Origin of the sequence: Hymenobacter sp. GOD-10R, from assembly GCF_035609205.1 — a bacterium.
Taxonomy (GTDB): Bacteria; Bacteroidota; Bacteroidia; order Cytophagales; family Hymenobacteraceae; genus Hymenobacter.
The window spans coordinates 80,582-100,140 of sequence record NZ_CP141184.1 but is presented as its reverse complement, the minus strand read 5'-3'; the positions used below and the strand labels follow the sequence as shown (position 1 = coordinate 100,140).

The 19,559-nt window shown below is 55.7% G+C and carries 17 protein-coding genes; 6 read left to right on the top strand and 11 right to left on the bottom strand.

The annotated features are described in order from the left end of the window. Positions 1 to 244 precede the first annotated feature (244 nt). The 3 genes from SD425_RS00375 to SD425_RS00365 form a co-directional block, all read right to left on the bottom strand. Positions 245 to 1,657, bottom strand: coding sequence for an MFS transporter (locus SD425_RS00375; RefSeq protein ID WP_324674227.1), 1,413 nt, complete (start codon positions 1,655 to 1,657; stop codon positions 245 to 247). A 73-nt stretch (positions 1,658 to 1,730) separates the two neighbouring features. Then, positions 1,731 to 3,578 carry an alpha-amylase family glycosyl hydrolase gene (locus tag SD425_RS00370; RefSeq protein WP_416381017.1) on the bottom strand — a complete coding sequence of 616 codons (1,848 nt, stop codon included), beginning with the start codon at positions 3,576 to 3,578 and terminating at the stop codon, positions 1,731 to 1,733. Between the two features lie 73 nt (positions 3,579 to 3,651). Beyond that, positions 3,652 to 4,359, bottom strand: coding sequence for an SDR family oxidoreductase (locus SD425_RS00365; protein ID WP_324674225.1), 708 nt, complete (start codon positions 4,357 to 4,359; stop codon positions 3,652 to 3,654). Between the two features lie 38 nt (positions 4,360 to 4,397). On the opposite strand from SD425_RS00365, the gene SD425_RS00360 reads away from it, so the two are divergent. Further along, positions 4,398 to 4,637: a GxxExxY protein gene (locus SD425_RS00360; RefSeq protein ID WP_324674224.1), complete on the top strand. Its 240-nt coding sequence runs from the start codon at positions 4,398 to 4,400 to the stop codon at positions 4,635 to 4,637. A gap of 47 nt (positions 4,638 to 4,684) precedes the next feature. On the opposite strand, the gene SD425_RS00355 is transcribed toward SD425_RS00360, so the two are convergent. From SD425_RS00355 to SD425_RS00345, 3 genes are all read right to left on the bottom strand, one after another. Further along, entirely contained in the window at positions 4,685 to 6,589 is a 1,905-nt protein-coding gene (locus tag SD425_RS00355) for a glycoside hydrolase family 13 protein (RefSeq protein ID WP_324674222.1), read from the bottom strand. Between the two features lie 181 nt (positions 6,590 to 6,770). Continuing rightward, positions 6,771 to 7,265: a hypothetical protein gene (locus SD425_RS00350; protein WP_324674220.1), complete on the bottom strand. Its 495-nt coding sequence runs from the start codon at positions 7,263 to 7,265 to the stop codon at positions 6,771 to 6,773. Positions 7,266 to 7,468: 203 nt separating this feature from the next. After that, the gene (locus SD425_RS00345; RefSeq protein ID WP_324674218.1) at positions 7,469 to 8,917 is read right to left on the bottom strand and encodes a hydrolase; all 1,449 of its coding nucleotides are present in this window, start codon (positions 8,915 to 8,917) and stop codon (positions 7,469 to 7,471) included. A gap of 271 nt (positions 8,918 to 9,188) precedes the next feature. On the opposite strand from SD425_RS00345, the gene SD425_RS00340 reads away from it, so the two are divergent. Both SD425_RS00340 and glgP read left to right on the top strand, forming a co-directional pair. Next, entirely contained in the window at positions 9,189 to 9,641 is a 453-nt protein-coding gene (locus SD425_RS00340; protein ID WP_324674216.1) for a PA2169 family four-helix-bundle protein, read from the top strand. A 323-nt stretch (positions 9,642 to 9,964) separates the two neighbouring features. Continuing rightward, positions 9,965 to 11,617 (top strand): alpha-glucan family phosphorylase, encoded by a 1,653-nt coding sequence (gene glgP, locus SD425_RS00335; protein WP_324674214.1) that lies wholly within the window; start codon positions 9,965 to 9,967, stop codon positions 11,615 to 11,617. Between the two features lie 172 nt (positions 11,618 to 11,789). On the opposite strand, the gene SD425_RS00330 is transcribed toward glgP, so the two are convergent. The 3 genes from SD425_RS00330 to crtD form a co-directional block, all read right to left on the bottom strand. Then, positions 11,790 to 12,377 carry an arylesterase gene (locus SD425_RS00330; RefSeq protein WP_324674212.1) on the bottom strand — a complete coding sequence of 196 codons (588 nt, stop codon included), beginning with the start codon at positions 12,375 to 12,377 and terminating at the stop codon, positions 11,790 to 11,792. A 199-nt stretch (positions 12,378 to 12,576) separates the two neighbouring features. After that, positions 12,577 to 13,269 (bottom strand): carotenoid biosynthesis protein, encoded by a 693-nt coding sequence (locus tag SD425_RS00325; protein ID WP_324674210.1) that lies wholly within the window; start codon positions 13,267 to 13,269, stop codon positions 12,577 to 12,579. Positions 13,270 to 13,420: 151 nt separating this feature from the next. Next, positions 13,421 to 14,911 carry a 1-hydroxycarotenoid 3,4-desaturase CrtD gene (crtD, locus tag SD425_RS00320; protein ID WP_324674208.1) on the bottom strand — a complete coding sequence of 497 codons (1,491 nt, stop codon included), beginning with the start codon at positions 14,909 to 14,911 and terminating at the stop codon, positions 13,421 to 13,423. A 273-nt stretch (positions 14,912 to 15,184) separates the two neighbouring features. On the opposite strand from crtD, the gene SD425_RS00315 reads away from it, so the two are divergent. Both SD425_RS00315 and SD425_RS00310 read left to right on the top strand, forming a co-directional pair. After that, positions 15,185 to 15,391 carry a hypothetical protein gene (locus SD425_RS00315; RefSeq protein WP_324674206.1) on the top strand — a complete coding sequence of 69 codons (207 nt, stop codon included), beginning with the start codon at positions 15,185 to 15,187 and terminating at the stop codon, positions 15,389 to 15,391. A 37-nt stretch (positions 15,392 to 15,428) separates the two neighbouring features. Continuing rightward, a complete protein-coding gene (locus SD425_RS00310; RefSeq protein WP_324674204.1) occupies positions 15,429 to 16,322 on the top strand; it encodes a prohibitin family protein in 894 nt (297 codons plus the stop codon). 87 nt (positions 16,323 to 16,409) lie between these two features. On the opposite strand, the gene SD425_RS00305 is transcribed toward SD425_RS00310, so the two are convergent. After that, positions 16,410 to 17,603, bottom strand: a complete 1,194-nt coding sequence (locus SD425_RS00305; RefSeq protein WP_324674202.1) for a class I SAM-dependent rRNA methyltransferase — start codon at positions 17,601 to 17,603, stop codon at positions 16,410 to 16,412. 192 nt (positions 17,604 to 17,795) lie between these two features. After that, positions 17,796 to 18,239 (bottom strand): hypothetical protein, encoded by a 444-nt coding sequence (locus SD425_RS00300; protein ID WP_324674200.1) that lies wholly within the window; start codon positions 18,237 to 18,239, stop codon positions 17,796 to 17,798. Positions 18,240 to 18,366: 127 nt separating this feature from the next. Between SD425_RS00300 and SD425_RS00295 the strand changes: the two genes are divergently transcribed. Then, complete coding sequence (locus SD425_RS00295) at positions 18,367 to 19,434, top strand: aminotransferase class I/II-fold pyridoxal phosphate-dependent enzyme (RefSeq protein ID WP_324674198.1); 1,068 nt, start codon at positions 18,367 to 18,369, stop codon at positions 19,432 to 19,434. The last annotated feature ends 125 nt before the right edge of the window (positions 19,435 to 19,559 follow it).

The window sequence follows — 19,559 nt, the reverse complement described above, 5'->3', positions numbered from 1 at the left end:
CAGCCACAAGCATTGGTGGCCGCTGCTGCCCTTGGGCGCCGCAAGCCAGTTAATACTAACTGCATACGGCTAGTGCATGAGAGCGTGTTGCTTGGGCAAGTGCTGAATTTTGTGCAAATCAGATCCGTATAAATGCGTAATGTGCAACTCAGTACCTAATAACGGTCTCGCTTTTTCACGAAAAAGCCCCAATGCTTAGCTAGAGCGTTGGGGCTTTTGACACATGACCTAGGTCAGATGATTGCTACAAACGCGGGTCCATTTCGATGGGCGAATCGTAAGCGGGGTTGGCTAGAACGGTTGGCTCCACGGTGGCCGGCACGTCGTCGGCGTCGTGCACGCGCAGGGAGAACAGACCAGCAATTACCATCGACACACCGCCTAACACCAGTGTGTAGATGCTCTGACCGCCAAATAAGTTCTTGGTTACGAAGCCCAAAGCTAGGCTCGCAAACATCTGTGGTAGCACGATGAAAAAGTTGAACACGCCCATGTAGTAGCCCATGCGGTTGGCGGGCAACGCGCCGGCCAGCATAGCATACGGCATAGAAAGCGTGCTAGCCCAGGCAAAGCCCAGCCCAACCATGGGCAGCAGCAGTAACGACGGCGACGGGATGAAGTAGATAGAAATTAGGCTCAACCCACCAACTACTAAGCAGAGCAGGTGCGTGAAGCGGCGGCTCGTGGCCCGGGCAATGAAGGGCAGCAGCAACGCTCCTACCCCCGACACTCCATTGTACACCGAAAAGCACACCCCAACCCAGTCGGCGCCCTCGTTGTAGAGCTTAGAAGTGGTATCGGTGGCGTGATAAACGTGGCTGGTAACTGCTGGCACAGCATAAATCCAGACGGAAAAGAACGCCACCCAGGTAAAAAACTGCACCAAGGCTAGCTGTTGCATCGTCTTAGGCATCTGAAAGATCCCCATGAACGACTCGCGCAGACCATTGAGAAAACCGGCGGTGCGCTGCTTTTCTTCTTCGAAAGCAGCTAGGTCTTCGGGCGGATATTCCTTCGTGCGCAGCACCGTCCAAAGCACAGCCAGGAAGAACACGACGCCCCCTATGTAGAAAGCATACCGCACCGACGGAGGAATTTGTCCGGCAGACGTTGTATTGGGCACACCAAACCAGTTGGTAAATATCCAAGGCAGCGACGAAGCCACAATGGCACCTAGCCCGATAAAGAAGGTTTGAGCCGCAAAACCTGTCGTACGCTGCTCCGATGGTAGCAAGTCGCCTACCAGTGCCCGGAAAGGCTCCATCGACACGTTGATGCTCGAATCCATTACCCACAGCATGCCCGCTGCCATCCAGAGGGCTGTTACGTTGGGCATCACCAGCAACGCAATAGAGGCCAAGACGGCCCCAATCATGAAGAACGGGCGACGGCGACCCCACCGTGGGCTCCAGGTGCGGTCGGAGAGATACCCGATGACAGGCTGCACCAACAAACCCGTGGTTGGCGCCGCCAGCCACAGGATGGCAATATCATCGGTTTTGGCACCCATCGTCTCGAAGATGCGACTCACATTGGCGTTTTGCAGGGCAAAGCCAAACTGGATACCTAGGAAGCCGAAGCTCATGTTCCAGATTTGCCAGAAACTCAGGCGGGGTTTGTCGCGGGTATCCGTAGGAGCCGCTACGCTGGTGGCCATGTCAGTAAGGGGTGGGGTTAGGTGGGGGTTAGTTTAGATGCTTGTCGCCTATTCAACTGGATCCTGCTAGCTTTTACTCTTTCGGCTTAATCTCAAATACATAAGCGCTGAGTGGGGCTAGGGTCAGTGAGAGGCTTTCAGTGGACGGCGCGTTATTCAGGAGGTCAGTGAAGGTGAGCGACCGGTTAGGATCGAGCCTAGCGGCTTGCTTGGCTTCGTTTGAAAGGCGGATTGTGGGCTTCAGCGTTTTGTCGCGGCTGAAGTTGACCACAATGAGCAGTTTCTGCTGGTCGGTGTAGCGCAGATAGCTGTACACGGAGTGCGCATCGTAGTCCTGGCCTAGGTTGTTGGCGGCTTGCAGCTCGTAGAAGCGTCCCCGGCGGATGGCGTCGCTGCTGGCACTGAGGCGCAGCAAGCGGCCGTAGAAGTCGCGCAGGTGCTTCTGCTCCGCCGAAAGTCGGCCACCGTCAAATTTGCCGCCGTTCATCCACTTCTGGTGCTCGGGTACGCCCCAGTAGTCGAAAATGGTGGTGCGGCCGTCGCGGGTGCTGAAGCCTTCGTTGCCATCGGCGGGCTCGCCAACTTCCTGCCCGAAGTACACCATCACGGGCCCCGACCCTAGGGTTGCCGTAACCGTCATGGCCGGAATGGCGGTGCGTGGGTCGGTGGCAAAATCGGGCGAGGTAATCCGCTGCTCGTCATGGTTTTCCAGAAAGCGCAGCATATGCGAGCCGAAGCCGCGGCTTTCCTCCCGCCACACCTTTGTGATGTCTTCCGTGGTGCCTTCGCCCCGCATGAGGCGGCGCAAGCCGTCGTAGAGCCCTACTTTATCATACAAGAAGTCGAACTTACCCTGCTCCAAGTATTGCCGGTACACCTGCGGATTGTAAGCCTCGCCGATGAACACGATGTTGGGGTTGATCTTCTTGATTTCGGGAATGACGTAGGCCCAAAACTCGATGGGCACCATTTCGGCCATGTCGCAACGAAAGCCATCCACCCCTTTGCGCGTCCAGAATACCAGGATGTCACGCATCTTCTTCCACGTGTCCGGTACCGGCGCGAAGTGGTGTTGCCGATTGTTCTGGTAATCAACGCCGTAGTTGAGCTTTACCGTTTCGTACCAGTCGTTGATCGACGGGTGCTCCGAAAACACATCGTTGCCGGTGGCTTTGGCGGGCATCTCGAAGTACTTATTGTCTTCCTTCGGCCCCATGGCCGCCCCGAGCGGATTTGCTCCGGCCGGCACTACGAAGGCTTTGCCAGGGATGTAGTAGAAGTTGTTGTTGGGCGCGAAGGCTTTGGCTTTGTCGTCCTGCTCCCCTAGGTCTACCACACCGGCTGGTTTCGCATCCGACTTGTAAGAGCGCGCTACGTGATTAGGAATGAAGTCGACCAAGACCTTTAAGCCGTTGGTATGGGTGCGCTTCACCAGCGATTCAAACTCGGCCATGCGCTCCTTCACGTTCACGGCTAGGTCGGGGCTCACGTCGTAGTAATCCTTCACAGCGTACGGGGAGCCGGCCCGGCCTTTCACCACGTCGGCATCGTCGAGGGCTATGCCATACTGCGTGTAGTCGGTCATGGTGGCGTGCTCCAGCACCCCGGTGTACCACACGTGGGTTACCCCTAGCTCTTTGATGGCCTGAAGCGCGGTATCCGTGATGTCGTTGAATTTGCCAACGCCGTTTTCAGCAATAGTACCATGCGTCTTGTTGACGCTCGTCTTGTTGCCAAACAGACGCGTCATCATCTGATAAATGACCATTTTATGGTCTTGTGGTACTTCGTCGGTGGTGTTCGGGTCGGCAAGCGTGAAGGAATCGGTCACAGGCGCAGTCGTCGGATTCAAGGTAAATGGAAGCCTAAATGAAACCAACGAAAGCGTAATTGCGGCAACGGGTACTAGAAATTTCTTCATGGGAAAGTGACTGAGTGGCTGAGTGACTGAATGATTTTCCTGAACGACCGCACTCAGTCACTCAGTCACGCTTTTACCACTCTTGGCTAACAGGATGGATCATCAGCTCGTCGACGACAACGTGCGCGGGCGCTTCCAGCACGTAGCGCACGGCTTGTGCGATGTCGGAAGGCTTGAGGTGAGTTTTCTCGCACTCGGGGTTGCCGGGTTGGCTATCGTTGAAGTACGTATCCACCAAACCGGGATAGATGGTACTCACCTTCACCCCGTAGGGCCGCACTTCCTTACGCAGGCTCCCGAGTAGAGCATCTTGGGCGTACTTGCTCGCCCCATAAGCGGTGCCGTTGGCAAACGTCCGCTTCGACACGTCGGAGGCAATGCCGACGATGTGGCCGTGGCGCTGGGCTTTGAAGTGTGGCACCGCTGCTTTACACATCAGGAAAGTGCCTTTCACGTTCACGTCGAAGATCTGATCCCACTCGGCCGTTTCAAATTGTTCGAGGGGATTGAAGCTGCCGATACCCGCATTGCAGACCAGAATGTCGAGACGACCGTAGTGACGAAGGGTTTCCGTTACCACATTCTGCACATCTGCCTCGTCACACACATCAGCTGGAATGGCGAGGCCGTGCGTCTTGAGTACCAGTTCTTCCAACTCGTCGGTAGAGCGAGCTACGGCTACTACATTGACGCCTTGCATAGCGAGAAGCAAGGCCGTGGCCCGGCCAATACCGCGACTAGCGCCGGTGACGATGGCAACTTGGTTCGTGAGGTCGTTCATGGTAGGTTCTGTTTAGTAGCACGGGTTTTGTCGTTCTGATGCTTTTTAGCCCGCAGAAGGCGTACGATGGCTTGCGGCTAGAGAATGGGTTCCGCATGGACATAGTAGTGGAAGATAAGGTAATTGTCGAGTTAAAGTCTGTAGAGGTACTACTTGAAGTCCACCACATGCAACTACTCACTTACCTAAAGCTTTCCGGCCACAAGCTAGGCCTACTCATCAACTTCAACGTGCCAGCTATCAAAGCCGGTATTTTTCGAAAAGTAAACGACCTGTAAGAACACTGCGCCTTCTGCGGGCTAAAAAGCACCAGAACGAAATATACCTATTTCCGCAGCTCCACGACCCAAGCCGTATGAGCCGGGATAGTGAAGGACTTCAAGCTAGGTACCGCAGCACCCGACGTAATTTCCGTGCCGCCGCTGTACCCATTCGTGCGCTCGGCGAACCGGGCGCCATCCACGGTTTTGGCGTCCTTGTTTCCGTTCAGCATCACCATCACCGTGTTGCCCTGCTCGTCGTAGCGGAAGTAGGTGTACACGTTATCCTGCGGGATAAACTGCATCAGCTTACCGGTTTGCAGCACCGGGTGCGCCTTGCGGTACAGACCTAGCTTGCTCAAGTAGTTAAACGCCTCACCTGCCTGCCCCGCGCGGCCCGCAGCCGTGAAATAGTTCTTTTTATCAGTAGCCCAACCGCCGGGGAAGTCCTCGCGCACCAGCCCGTCGGGGTTCGAGAAGTTCTTCATCAGCACCTCTGTGCCGTAGTAGATGTTCGGGATGCCGCGCGTGGTCATAAGCCAAGCGAAGCCCATCTTCAGCCGACCTAGGTTTTCGCCTATCACGGAGTAGATGCGGCTCATATCGTGGTTGTCCATGAACACTACGTTGCGAGTGGCGTCCTCGTACATCCAGTCGCCTTGCAGAGCGTCGTAGAGCTTGCCCACGTTGCCATTTTCCTTCAAGGCATCCTGAATGGCGGAATTCGACTGAAAATCCAGCACGCCCGGCAGGTTCGACTTGAAGCCGTCGACTGGCTGAAAGATGTTGCGTGCGAAGAACGCCTGTTGCGCCGTGCTACCCACCCAAGCCTCGCCGTACATGCACAGCTGCGGGTATTCATCCAGCAAGGCCTTTCCCCACGCCATCAAGAACTTAGGATCAGAATAAGGATATGTATCAATGCGGTAACCATCGAGGCCCGTGTATTCCACCCACCAGAGAAAGTTCTGAATCAAGTAGGTAGCCACCAGCGGGTTCGACTGGTTCACGTCGGGCATGGTAGTGTCAAACCAGCCCTTGTTGTACAAGGCCTGATCGAGCTTGGAGCCGTAGGGGTCGTTGAGGGCCTGCGAGTTGTAGTTGCTGCGCGTGAACGTGGGCCACTGGTTCAGCCAATCCTTGGCGGGCTGGTCGAGAAACAGGTAGTTGTAGCTGCCCATGTGGTTGAGCACCACGTCATGAATCACCTTAAAGCCCTGTTGGTGAGCTTTATGCACAAACTGCGCGTACTCCTCGTTGCTGCCATAGCGCGGATCCACGGCGTAGTAATCCGTAACGGCGTAGCCGTGGTAGCTAGCTTTGGGCATGTCGTTCTCCACTACCGGCGTGGGCCAGATGGCCGTCACCCCAAGCGACTTCAGATAGTCGAAGTGGTTCTCGATGCCTTTCAGGTCACCACCGTGGCGGGCGTACATCGAGTCGCGGGCAATGTGGTTGACGCGGGTACTTTTCACCACGTCATTCTTGGGGTCACCGTTGGCGAAGCGGTCCGGCATCAACATGTAGATGAAGTCAGCCGACGTGACGCCTTGCACCCGGCTCTTGTCAGTGTTGCGGGCGCGTAGCTCGTACTGGTAAGTGGTCTTCTTATCGCCGCTAAATATCAATGCTAGCTTACCGGGCTTAGCCGCTGGGCTAATCGTGAGGTTGACAAGCAAGTAGTTGGGGCTCTCCAGCTTCTGCGTACCGTCGAGGGTCACACCATCGTAGCGCAGACTTACCTGGCTGCTGCCGATACCTGGCCCGTGCACCAGTAGTTGCAGCTTCGGGTTTTTCATGCTCACCCACCAGAACGTCGGATCGATACGGCTGATGGTACTGACTTTGGGGCTAGCTACTTCAGGAACAGTGGGGCGAGCAGAGCCGACTAATGGGCTTGCGTGAACGGCTCCTTGGGTAGCGAACAGGGTGGTGAGGCCTAGCAGCGAGAGTAGACGAGTGGGTTTCATGCGAAGGAAACGGCGGGTTGAGACTTCCAAGACTATTCTATAGTCGATCAACTGCGCTTTAGCCCTAGGCTGCCGCGAGCACGACGCGCAACAAGGAGGTATGAGGCAACAAAAAGCCCGGCTCCAAAGAGGAAGCCGGGCTACGTAATGAGCAAACTGCTAGAGGATGACCCCGCGCAGCTTACAGTTTGTTGGTTTCGACCGTCACCGTACCTTTCATGTATGGATCGTATTCTACCCGCCACACTTTGTCATTCAGAGCGTTAGCATCAAGTCGCGTTTTTTCTCCTACTTTGCCATCTGTGATGATTTCTACCCGCAGTTGCGTATTCGCCGAGGGTCGAATGTTGTTGTGAAACATCACGTTCTTAAAGGAAATAGATGCTTCTACATAGTCCTTTTCTCCGAAGGTGCCAATCGTGTATGTTTCGTTGATAGACTTATCAAAGTTTCTGGAAAGTGTTGGTCCTGGCTTGTAGCTGCGGGGGCTCCAATCCAACACCGAGCGTACCGATAATTCAGCACCTAGGCCATCTAAGTTTTGCCCCATAACCCGCACTTGTACTACGTGCGTATCTGCTGTCTTTACGACTTCCTTGGGTGCGTCGTTCGCGTATCCTAGCAAGGATAGGGAGGGTACGAGTACCAGAGAGCGGAAAGTAGATAATGTTTTCATAGTACTAAGATGCAAATAAATCATAAATATTTCCAAACCAACGCATTACATAGTTTTATATAAGTATTTATGTTACGTCATAGGCAATATTGCGCAGGCGTTGCACCAAGGCATTATTTTGCTTGCTGACAGACTATTTAAAGTCATAAAAAAAGCCCAGCACCGTTAGCAGTGCTGAGCTTCTTGCTTTATGAAAATATAGCCTACTGCTGCTTCGCCAGCCACAGCGAAGCATTCATATGCAACGGCGCGTGGCTGGCTATTTCTGTCCAGCCGGGGTATACCGTGTTACCGGGGCTTCCGGTACCATCGTCGGCTGGTGACGAATCGGTTACAACGACCACGCGGCCCGTCCCGAAGGTGCTGCTGGCGCACATAATATTAGTGAGACCCTGCGTAGCACTGCTCCGCCAGATGAGCGGCTGCGCCGCCGAGCCGCTCGTTTTGGTGATGGTGGCGCCGTTGCTGAATTTCAGTTGCGATACGTTGCCCTGCGAGCCGTGCAAAATAACATTGGTGCTGCTGGCTAGCACGTTGCTGCTGGTTTCAGAAATATTTGTTTTGTCGATGCTGAAGCCAAAGGGGTTGGCCTGCACCGAGTTGTTGGTCATCAGGTCATTCCAGATAGCGGGCGAATCGTAGCCATCGTTGTTGCGGTCCGATACGTCGTGGTCCGAAATCATAAACAAGCCCCCACCGTTCTTCACGAAGTTCACGATGGCCGTTTTCTCGGCGGCGGTGAATAAGGTATTGGGCTCATCAATCACAAACACGCTATAGTTAGCTAGGTCCTGCGGGTTAGAGGTGTTGCCGTAGCTGATAGCCGTGCCGCTGGGCAGTTGCTCCACGGTGTTACCTAGCTTTACCAGCGCCACGCCCCAGGCCGATACCGCGCCCGTCCAGTACGTTTCGGGGGTGCTGCTGGTGATGCCACTTTGCGCGGGCGATGGGTAGCGCAACGTAGCGCCATTGTCCACATCTAGCACCCAATCGGCATTGCCGGCTAGCTCGCCGTGGCTAGCATCGAAGAGGAACTTCTTGCCGCTGGTAGTTGGTGGCGGCGTAGTAGTGCCCCCGCCATACTGCTCTACCGTGATGTTGTCGAGATTGATGCGGTTGGTGCCCCCCGATGTTTTCCGGATTTGCAGCCGCACGCTGCCACCTAGATTCACCGTGAACGATGCCGTTTGGAGCGTAGCGCTGCTGCTCGTGATGGTCGAGCCGACTTTGGCGTAGGAGCTGCCGCTACTCGTAGAGGCCCACAGCTCCCACTGGCTACTGCCGTCGGTGCCGTACACGGCGTGCTGCACCGTTACGACGCCCACGCCGGCTGTGGTGTTGAAGTTCATGGAGACCGTGCCCACATTGCGGATGCGCACCGACTGGCTGCCGGTCTTGGCGTCAGCGGTCGTGTTGCCGATCAAGGCATCGTTCAACGTCCAGGAGCCGGACCCTAGGGTAACGCTGCCCGTGGTATACGCCGTTTTGGTGCCCGTCTCGAACGTTTCGGGGAAGCCTGTGGCGCTAACGTCTTGGGTTGTAATATTAACGACGGCCGGTGCACTGCTGCTAGGATCCATTTCCTGCTTAGCACAGGAGAGAACCGTGAGGCTAATGAGGGAGGCCGAGAGCCAGCGAAAAGAATGTTTCATACGCGTGAGGGGAATGGTGAATGAGAACAGAACGGCTTTCGTAGGGCAAAGCTAGCGGGCTCTTGCCGGCCCCTTCCCGGCTTCTATGTTATGATTTTATTATCAAATAACAGTAAATGAATAACTTATAAATTTTGTACAAAATCTTGGGGCCCTAGCTTTCCCGTCTGATTTCGGCGCTTTTCCCAACTCTTTCGCGGCCCGTCCGTTTCTGAATGCGAAACGTCAGCTTGCCACGAGCGGCTGTTTTCTCAACCTTGATTCTCCTATTATGTCTACCGATTCTAAAGTTGCCGATACGCTCAATGAGCTTACCCTTTTCATCAACGACCGCATCGAGGGCTACAAGCACGCCGCTGCCGATAGCAAAGACCCCGAGCACAAAGCATACTATCAGCAGCTAGTTAGCCAAAGCCAACAGTTTGCAAATGAGCTAAATGGCTTTGCAAGCAGCGCTGGTGGCGATGCCGAAACCGGCACTACCACGAAAGGCAAGTTCTTTCGCAGCTGGATGGACGCAAAGGCTCTCGTGACCGGTAAAGACGAAAAAGCCATTCTCGACTCCAACGTGTACGGCGAAGAGTGGGCGCTTAAGGCCTACAAAGAAGCCTTAGAAGCGCACGATTTGCCCGCGCCCGTACGTCAAGCCGTGGAACGGCAATACGAGACTTCGCAGCAAACCTATCAGAAGCTCAAGAGTCTAGGTGGCGTGAGTCATCCTTAGCAAGCAACAACTAAACTGAAGCGGAAATCGAACGAGCGTTTGGTTTCCGCTTTTTTTCGGAGCAGCTTGCCACTAAGCCGCTAGGCCACAGTACCAACTAGAGCTAGCAACTCCCCTCCTTTTTTAAGGAGGGGTTGGGGGTGGTTAGCTAGAGTTAGAAAACTAGAGCTAGCTTTTCGTTCTAACACCAGAACCACCCCCAACCCCTCCTTAAAAAAGGAGGGGAGCTTGCCACTAGCTCTAGTTTTTACAAGCACCATTAGGGCATAAGCTTCCTTAACCGACTACATAAGTACCTTTTTTACGAACCCCTTTCTTCCTTCATGGCTTTCGAGTTCAAACCTTACGCTCCCGCGCCCGAGTTCAAGACTCAGGCGGCTTACTTCTCCATGGAATTCGCGCTCGACCAAGCGCTCAAAACCTACTCCGGCGGCCTCGGCTTTTTGGCAGGCTCGCACATGCGCTCGGTCTATGAGCTAAAGCAAAACCTCATCGGTATCAGCATCTTGTGGAGCTTCGGCTACTACGACCAAGACCGCAACGAGGACCAGACGATGCGCGCCGAGTTCCGTCAGAAGAACTACTCCTTCCTAGAAGACACCGGACTGGTTTTCCCCATCACCATCCACGATACGGAGGTGAAGGTAAAAGCTATGTACCTAGCCCCTGACACGTTCGGCACGGCGCCGATGTTCTTTCTGACCACCGATATTCCGGAGAACGACTTTATTTCGCGTACCATTTCCCACCACCTCTACGACGCCGACACGGCTGCTCGCATTGCCCAATCCATTCTGCTGGGTGTAGGCGGCGGCAAGCTGCTCGATCTGTTAGGGGTGAACGTAGATGTATACCACCTCAACGAAGGCCACGGCCTGCCCCTCGCCTTCTACCTTTATGAGAAGCATGGCCGCAAGCTAGAGGAAGTGCAGAAGCGCCTCGTGTTCACCACGCATACGCCGGAACTAGCTGGTAATGAAGAGCATAGCATGCGCCTGCTCGAAGAAATGAGCTTCTTCGGGCCGGTACCAGGCGAGGAAGTACGCCGCGTAGCCCGCGTCGAAAATGATGCGCTCAACTACACGCTCACCGCTTTGCGCTTCTCGCGCATTTCTAATGGCGTGTCGAAAGTGCATGGTGACGTGGCAAAGGAAATGTGGGGCCACTATGAGGGCATTTGCCCCATCATCCCCATCACCAACGCCCAGAACGGCACCTACTGGCGCGATAAAGCGCTGCATGAAGCGCTGGAAGCCAACGACGACGCAGCCCTGAAAGCCCGCAAGCGCGAGCTAAAGCGCGAGTTCTTTAAGGTTGTAGCCGACCAAACGGGCACCTTGCTCGACCCCGACAAGCTGACGGTAGTGTGGGCTCGCCGCTTCGCTGGCTACAAGCGCGCTGACCTTATTCTGCACCACTTCGACCGCTTCCTGAAGATCATCAACAACGCTGATCGGCCGGTGCAGGTGATTTGGGCAGGTAAGCCGTACCCCAAAGATTACGGCGCTATCAACCTGTTTAACAGCATTATCCGCCGCGTCAAAGGCTTGAAGAATTGTGCTGTACTAACGGGCTACGAGCTAGGTCTGTCAGCCTATATGAAGAAGGGCTCCGACGTTTGGCTGAACACGCCCCGCTACCCCCGCGAGGCGTCGGGCACCAGCGGCATGACAGCTGCTATGAATGCTAGCCTCAGCCTGAGCATCGCCGACGGCTGGATTCCGGAGTTTGTGCGCCACGGCGAAAACGGCTTCATCATCGAACACACCGATATCAACCAGCCCGACAACGTAAAGGATGATATCGAGGCAAGCAACCTGCTCGACGTACTCGAAAATGAAATCGTGCCGCTCTACTACGGCCAGCCTGACAAGTTCCTGAGCATCGCCAAAACCGGCATGCGCGAGATTGAGCCCGAGTTTGGCTCCAACCGCATGGCCACGGAGTACTACGAGAAGATGTACAACGCCAAATAATTAGCACTACATCTAAAAAGCTCCCCTCCTTTTTTAAGGAGGGGTTGGGGGTGGTCCCTTGTCGTTGAACGACGGACTAGGTCTAGTTTTCTAGCTCTAGCCGGACCACCCCCCAACCCCTCCTTAAAAAAGGAGGGGAGCTTTTCGCTTTTAAGTATAACCCTAGCTTGCTTTACTGAGCTGCTTTCTCGGTCAAAACCGTTTGCAATACGGCCCACACGTTGTTTGCTAAAATCTTCTGCCCCTGTGCGTTGGGGTGCACGCCGTCGGGTAAGTTTAGCTCTCGAATGCCCATTACGCCTTGCAGCAAGAAGGGAACGAAGGCGAGGTTGTTCTTGTCGGCGAGCGTGCGAAATAGCGCTTTAAACTCGGCGCCGTAGCGGCCGTAGCCACCACCCAGAATGCTCAGGTCGAAGGGAAACTCTAACCCGACGAGCACGATGCGCGCCTTCGGGTACTTGAGATGCACTTGGTCGATGATGTGTTGCAGGTTCTGCGTGGTCTCCCGAACCGGAATGCCGCGCAGGCCGTCGTTGGCACCTAACTCCAGCACGAACACATCGACGGGTTGGCGAGCTAATACGCTAACAATGCGCTGCCGCCCACCAGCCGTCGTTTCGCCGCTCACGCCGTAGTTAATGGCTTTGTAGGGCAGGTGCAGAGAATCAATACGTTGTTGAATAAGAGAGGGAAAGGCCTCGCTGCCGCGAAGCTGGTAACCAGCCGTCAGGCTGTTGCCAAAGAAAATGATGTTTTGCATACGAAAAGGCTTGACTGCGGCAACCCGATGAACAACGTCATCGGTTCCCGACGAATAGCAGACGTTGCTGAACGCCAGCAAAAGGAGCAGCAGGAGGCGCATACGAGTGAATAAGAAAAGGCAGCGGGGGCTCCAGACTTGGAGTACCCGCTGCCTTTTCGGTATACCGCAAGAAGGCCCTGCGCTGTTGCAGTGGAGATTACCGAATGACCATGCTCAGTCCAAAGAAGAACAGGAGCTGAAGCAAGTACACGAACGGCACCAATGGGTTGCGCTTCACGAAGTAGGTGCGGTTGAAGTACACTTGCAGAATGAGCGCCAGCGCAAACCACGCCTTGAAATTCTGCATTGGAATCACGTTGTATTGCCAGGTCCAGAAATCGTAGCGCACGGCTACGGGCTCGATGCAGATATCCATGCCTACCACTAGCACGGCGGCAATGAGCGCCCGCACAAAGCTAGGCACCCGCACATACTCACCCAGAATACCCGCCATGTAGGTCAGCATGAGCCAGTTGAGTCCGATCAGAAGGGGCACACCCATCCATTTCCACCCTAGTACAGGCCCGTACTCATACTGCCCAAATAGACGGCCCGTCTGTACGCCGGCCACTTCCACGAAAAAGCTCACTGCGGCAACTGTCACGCAGAAAACCGTGAAGGCGGCGCTACGATCAGGCTGAAAGGCTAGCAGCAGCAACATGGTAAGCAGCAAGTTGAGCGGTACAAACTGCAAGTAAAAGCTAGGGTCCTTGGAAAAAGCTAGCCCTATAAAGCCGGTAACATGGAAAAGCAGCAACACGCCTTGCGCCACACGCAGCCGCCGCTTGTAGGCACTGGCGGCCGCTAGTTGCGGCGGAGGAACTTGTTGGGTCGATTCAGGAAAAGACATCAGAAAAAGCGGAGGGGCTAGGTAGTAAAAGCTGAATTGGCTTTACGGGATTACGCGGAATTGTTCTGTCGATTTGCCGAGAATGATACGCGCATTAGGTTGCTGACACTGGGTACGGCATTTTCATTCAAAGTTCAACGCTCAACTCGACTTAAACCAAGTCGGCCACAATTTTGGCGGAGAGTAAGCACAGCGGAATGCCGCCGCCCGGATGCACGCTGCCGCCACAAAAGTACAGCCCATCGAGCTTCCGCGAAAAATTGGGGTGCCGCAGAAACGCCGCCAAGGTATTGTTGGAACTGCTGCCGTAGAGCGCGCCCCCAAACGACGACGTGCGCTGCTCAATACCGCGCGGATCCCACACCTGCTCGGCTCGAATCAACGGCTCAATCGGCACACCTAGGCTCCGGCTCACCTTATCGAGCACCGCTTGGCGGGTTTGCTGAATCAACGCCTCCCAATCTTGGCCCTGGTGGTGGGGCACGTTCACCATCACAAACCAATTCTCGTGCCCGACAGGCGCGTCCGTGGGCGTTTTCTTAGAGGTGATATTGACGTAAACCGTCGGATCAGCACTGACGGTTTTCTGCTGAAAGATGGCGTCGAACTCCTGCTTGTAGTCTTGGGAGAAGAAAATGTTGTGCACTCCTAGCTCGTCGAACGAATGGCCGATACCCCAGTAATAAATCAGGGCTGAAGAGGAGCGCGGCTGAGCGAGGGTGCGCTCCGGCGCTTTCTCATGCGGCAGCAGCTTCCGGTAAGTCGGCACCACATCCATATTACTGACTACCACGCCCATGTCGTACACATCCAGCGGGGTACGCACGCCCGTCACACGGCCACCAGCGGTCAGAATTTCCTCCACCGGCTCGTTGTAGCGGAAAGTTACACCTAGCTCCTGGGCTAGCTCTACCAAGCTGCGGGCTATGCTGTAGATGCCGCCTTCCGGGTAGAACGCACCAATGCCGTGCTCTAGGTGCGGAATCAGGCTGAGCGTGGCGGGAGCCTGGTACGGGTCGGACCCATTGTAAGTGGCAAAGCGGTCGAAGAGCTGCACGAGACGCGGGTCTTGGAAGGCTTTGGCGTGGCGTTGGTGCATGGTCCCGGTGAGGCCTAGGCCTGGCAAGGCGGCCAGCGCCTTCAGCACGTCGGCATTGAAGTAGGTGCCCGCTTTGTGCAACGACTTATGCAGAAAGGTCTTCTCGGTGGCGTGGTAGGCGTGGGCACTCCGGTCCAGAAACTGCACAACGTCGCGAGCCGGCACTCCTAGCTTTGCTTCGATTTCAGCGGCAAACTTTTCCGTGTCAGCCCAGGCATCGAGGCGCGTACCGTCGGCGAAGAAGTAGTGCGTAATCGGGTCGAGCCGCTCGTAGCGGAAATGCTCCTTGGGGTCGCGCCCTGCCAACCGAAATATATCGTCAACGAGCTGCGGCAGGGTGAATAGCGAGGGACCCGCATCGAAGCGGTAGCCGCCCGGCAGGTCAAACTGGTGCATCTTGCCCCCGAAGGTATCGGCCGCTTCGAACACCGTAACGGCATGACCTTTCAAGGCCAACCGCACGGCGGTAGCAATACCAGCAATGCCCGCGCCGATGATAGCGGCGGGTTGTTTGAGGGAGGAAGCGAGTTTAGGTCGGGCCACTGAGTTTATGTAAGATGCACTTCGTATGCTTATAACCCACAAAGCTCGCTTTAGTCTTAGCATGAGCGGCGCAAAATGCTCATTTCAAACCTAGCTCACTACACTAGCTGCACCAGTACGTTGGTAGCACATGTGTGTGGGAAGCATAGGATTAACACTAACCTAAACGCTGCCGTTTCGTCGCTTGAATGATAACTTAGCCCAAGCTAGGTCCTTGCTTGCCCATAGCCTGAATAGGTAGGATTTAATACGATACCAATACGACTAACAACAATGATCCGCTGGTCTAGGGTTTGGCTGATTGGCTGGCTAACGTTTTACGTTGGCGTGCTACCGAAGGCTGTGCCCGCCTGCCTCGATTGGATGAGCCATCCTTCTACTTGGCAGTTTAGCTGCGGCATCGTAGGCCTACTGATCCTAGCAGCAGGTGTGGCCTTTTCTTTGTATCAAGCTGGACGGGCGCTTACACGCCGCCTGTAAACTGATACGCTTTACTCCTCTCTATATCTTACGCTCTATGGCAGAATTTCAACTCAATCCTAGCAGCAGCTGGCTCAGACCAATTATCTACTTAGGGCTCGTATTTTTGGCTCTTATTGCCGGGTGCAGCCTGATCAAGGTAGAGCGAATCGACGCCGGAAATGTAGGCATCAAAGTCAACCTAGCAGGTTCGTCCCGCGGTGTCGACGACATCACCTATACCACGGGCTGGGTATTCTACAGTCCGCTAAGCACGGCCGTGTACGAGTTTCCGATCTATACCCAACACAAAGAATACGAGGAGTTTGAAGTACAAAGCAAGGATGGCTCAGGGTTCGGCGTGGCACCTAGCCTCAACTACTTTGTGCAATCCGGTAAGGTGGACGATATCTTCCGCCAGTATCGGCGCCCGTTGCCCGCTATTGAAGAAGGCTTTTTGAAGACCGCTGTTTATGAGGCGTACCGCGTGGCCACTAACCGCTACACCGCCGACAGCCTCATCAGCAACCGAGGCAGCTACGAAGCACAGGTAAAAGCCAATCTCGTCAGCCAGTTGCAGGCCATGGGCTTCACAGTTCAGCAAATCACCACGAAACTAGAGCCCCCAGCGAGTCTAAAAGCTGCCATCGATGCTAAGAATACGGCCGTACAAACCGGCTTGCAGACCGAAAATCGCATTCGGCAAGCCGAAGCACAAGCCCGCATTAACATCGCTGAAGCTGAAGGCAGGGCTAAGGCTATCCGCATCGCTGCTGATGCGCAAGCATACGCTAACGAGAAGCAGCAACAGTCGCTTACGCCGCTATTGGTGCAAATGCGCTGGATTGAAGCCTGGGAAAAAGGTGGCAGCTCCGTACCTACGTATACTTCGGGTGGCGGAGGCGGTCAGTTTTTGTTACAGCTTCCGCCGGTTGGCAATGCTGCCAAGTAAAGCAGGCATTGCTTATTGCTGGACGCAAAACAGAGAAGCCGCACCTAGGTGCGGCTTCTCTGTTTTGCGTCGTTCGAGTACCTAGCTTTACCCCACTGCCAGCACTAATCCCTTCAAGTACTCGCCCTCTGGGTGGAATAAGCTTACAGGATGGTCGGCGGGCTGGGTGAGACGGTGGAGGATGCGCGCAGGCCGGCCCGCTTCGATAGCTGCAGCCAGCACTGCTCCTTCAAACAACTCTGCTGAAACCACCTGCGAGCAGCTGAAGGTGAACAGCAGCCCACCCGGCGCGATGCGCTTTAAGCCTTCAATGTTCAGGCGCTTGTAGCCCATCAGCGCATTATGGCGGGCTGAAAGGTGTTTGGCAAAAGCTGGCGGGTCGAGCACAATAAGGTCGTATTGCTCTTGGCTAGCTTTCATAAAGCTGAACACGTCTTGGGCGTACGCTTCGTGCTTGCTGGCAAGGCCCGTTAGCTCGGCGTTGCGGTCAGTGAGTTCGATGGCACGCTTGGAGCTATCCACAGAGTGCACTAGCTCGGCGCCGGCTTGTAGGGCGTAGGAGCTGAAGCCACCGGTGTAGCAGAAGGTATTGAGCACGCGGCGGCCGGGCGCGTAGCGAGCCAACAGCTGCCGGTTGTCGCGCTGGTCGATGAAGAAGCCGGTTTTCTGGCCCGTTTCCCAATCCACGGCAAACGGCTGACCGTTTTCGTGCACGATGTGCTCGGCACCTGATGACTGGCCGAAGAGGTAACCGTTCTTGGCGTCGGGAGCCGCTTTGGCCGGCACCGTTTCGGCGCTCTTGTCGTAGATGGCTTTCAGATTTTCACCTAACACCTGCTGCAAGGCTGCCGCTATTTGCGGGCGAGCGTGGTACATACCGGCGCTGTGGGCCTGTAGCACCGCCACGTTGTCGTACACGTCGATGATGAGACCCGGTAGCCCATCGCCTTCAGCGTGCACGAGGCGGTACACGTTGGTTTGATCGTTGGAACCCGTTAGGCCTAGGTTCTGACGTAGCTGGTAGGCGTTGCGTAGGCGTTCCTCCCAAAATGCAGCACCCGGCTCGGCAGCATCGGCGCCGAAGCGCAACATACGCACGGCAATAGAGCCGGGCGCATAGTGGCCCACACCTAGCGGCTCACCATTGGCGGCCTGCACTGCTACCACTTCTCCTTCCTGCGGCTCCCCTTGCATGCGGGCAATAGCGCCCGAAAACACCCAGGGGTGCAAGCGGCGCAGTGATTGATCTTTACCAGGTTTGAGGGTGACAGTAGCGGGCATGAGCAGCAGATTCGGAAATGAAAGCAACAAAGGTACATTCGCCGAAGCAGTTACCGCCGCGCAAAGTTCCGCCTGCGCCCGACCCGTATTGCTATGGTCGGCTGCGGTCGGCTGCCTAGGGCGTCGGACCGGCAGGAGTCAGCAACGACAATTTATAGAACGGCTGAGCGCAGTCGGGCTGGCAGACGACACCTAACGGAACGTGCGGCGGTAAATCGGCTTGCGGTAGGCAAATTGCGCCCACATGGCCGGATACATCAGCAAATCGAGCCACCGAAAGGCAGTGCGATACTCCAGTGCATCTACAATTACGCTGCCGGTGCCGGTAGGGCTAGGTTCGATCAGGTGGCGGTGGCGCCAGTAGCGGAGTGGCTTGGGCAAGGTCTGGCCCTCGTCGATAAAGTAGTGGGTACCGTCGGGCAGCACGCCGTCGTCGGTGATGAGGCTGGTCCAGCGTTGGCGCAAAGGACCGGTTTGCAGCTCTATTTCCACTTGGTCGCCGCGGCGGCAGCCATCGAAGCGCAGCAGCTTTAGTTTAGGGAAAGGAGGCGCTAAACTCAGGAATAAGGCGCGGGTAAAACCAGCCATCACCTGGGCAGGTGATTGGCGAACGAGAGTGCGCAGGGTGACGTGCATAGCTAGGCAACGTAGCCCATACTGTTTTGTTTGCCGTAAGCACTTTATACCGAGACCTAATCTAGCTGCAATCAGCTTGCGTTAGGCTCTTTATAAGACTCTGCACCTCCCCTCATCCCGCACCACTGTGCCTATCATTGACCACTTACCCGGCCGCACCCTTGTGGTCGACGGCCACGAATATTTGTTTTGCAGCGGCACCAGCTACCTCGGTATGGGCCGCAACGCAGCTTTCGCGGCGCTAGTGGCAGAAGGCATGCAGCACTATGGCACCAACTATGGCAGCTCGCGCCACTCCAACCTACAGCTCGCCGTGTTTGAGGAAGCCGAGCAGCTGCTATGTGCCCAGACCGGCGCCGCGGCAGCCCTCACCGTATCCTCCGGCTACCTAGCGGGACAGATGGCCGTGCGGACCCTTGCCCAGCATGGGCACTTCGAGTATGCCCCCGGTACGCACCCGGCGGCCTGGCTGGCCGAGCACCCAGCGGCCATGAACCATCCTAGCTCCTACGATGCGTGGAGCAAGCAACTGCTTCAGCGCCTAGCCTCTACTCCCCCCGAGCCCCTCGTCATCGTCAGTAACTCATTGGACCCGCTCCGGGTGGAGCGCTACGACTTCAGCTGGACCGCTCACCTACCCACCGACCGCCCCATCACCCTGCTAATCGACGACTCACACGGCTTCGGTGTCATTGGTCAGGATGGCACCGGTATTATCACCGAAGTGCAGGCACCCGCTTCGGTACGAGTTGTGGTAATCAGCTCCTTGGGCAAAGCGTGCGGCATTCCGGGCGGCGTGGTGCTGTCGGATGCTGACTTCGTGGCGCAACTGCGGCGCAGCGGCTTTTTCGGAGCTAGCTCGCCGGTAGTACCCGCCTACTTGCATGCCTTTGCGCGAGCCACGGCGCTTTATGCGCAAGCCCGACAGCAGCTGCAAGCCAATGTAGCGCAGTTTGCCGAAGCGGTTGGTCCGCTCGGCTTGTTCGATTTCGCGCCTGGTTTTCCGGTCTTCTACACGAGCGTGAATGCCCTGGCGCCTTACCTCGAAAAGAACGGCGTTCTGATTTCTAGCTTCGCCTACCCTACGCCCGCTGACCCCTGCGTCACGCGCATCGTACTCAGCAGCCTACACACTACCGATGATGTAGCACGCGTAACCGAGTTAGTACGCAGCTTTGCCTTGGGCACTAAATAAGAAGCAAGTGTGCTCACTATGCGAAGGTTAGCCCCTAGCTCATTTTTACATAGTTGAGCCTGATACCCGACACCGACAGTAAGTTTACCCAGGAACGCACAAGCTAGGGTGTTGGCAAAGCACAA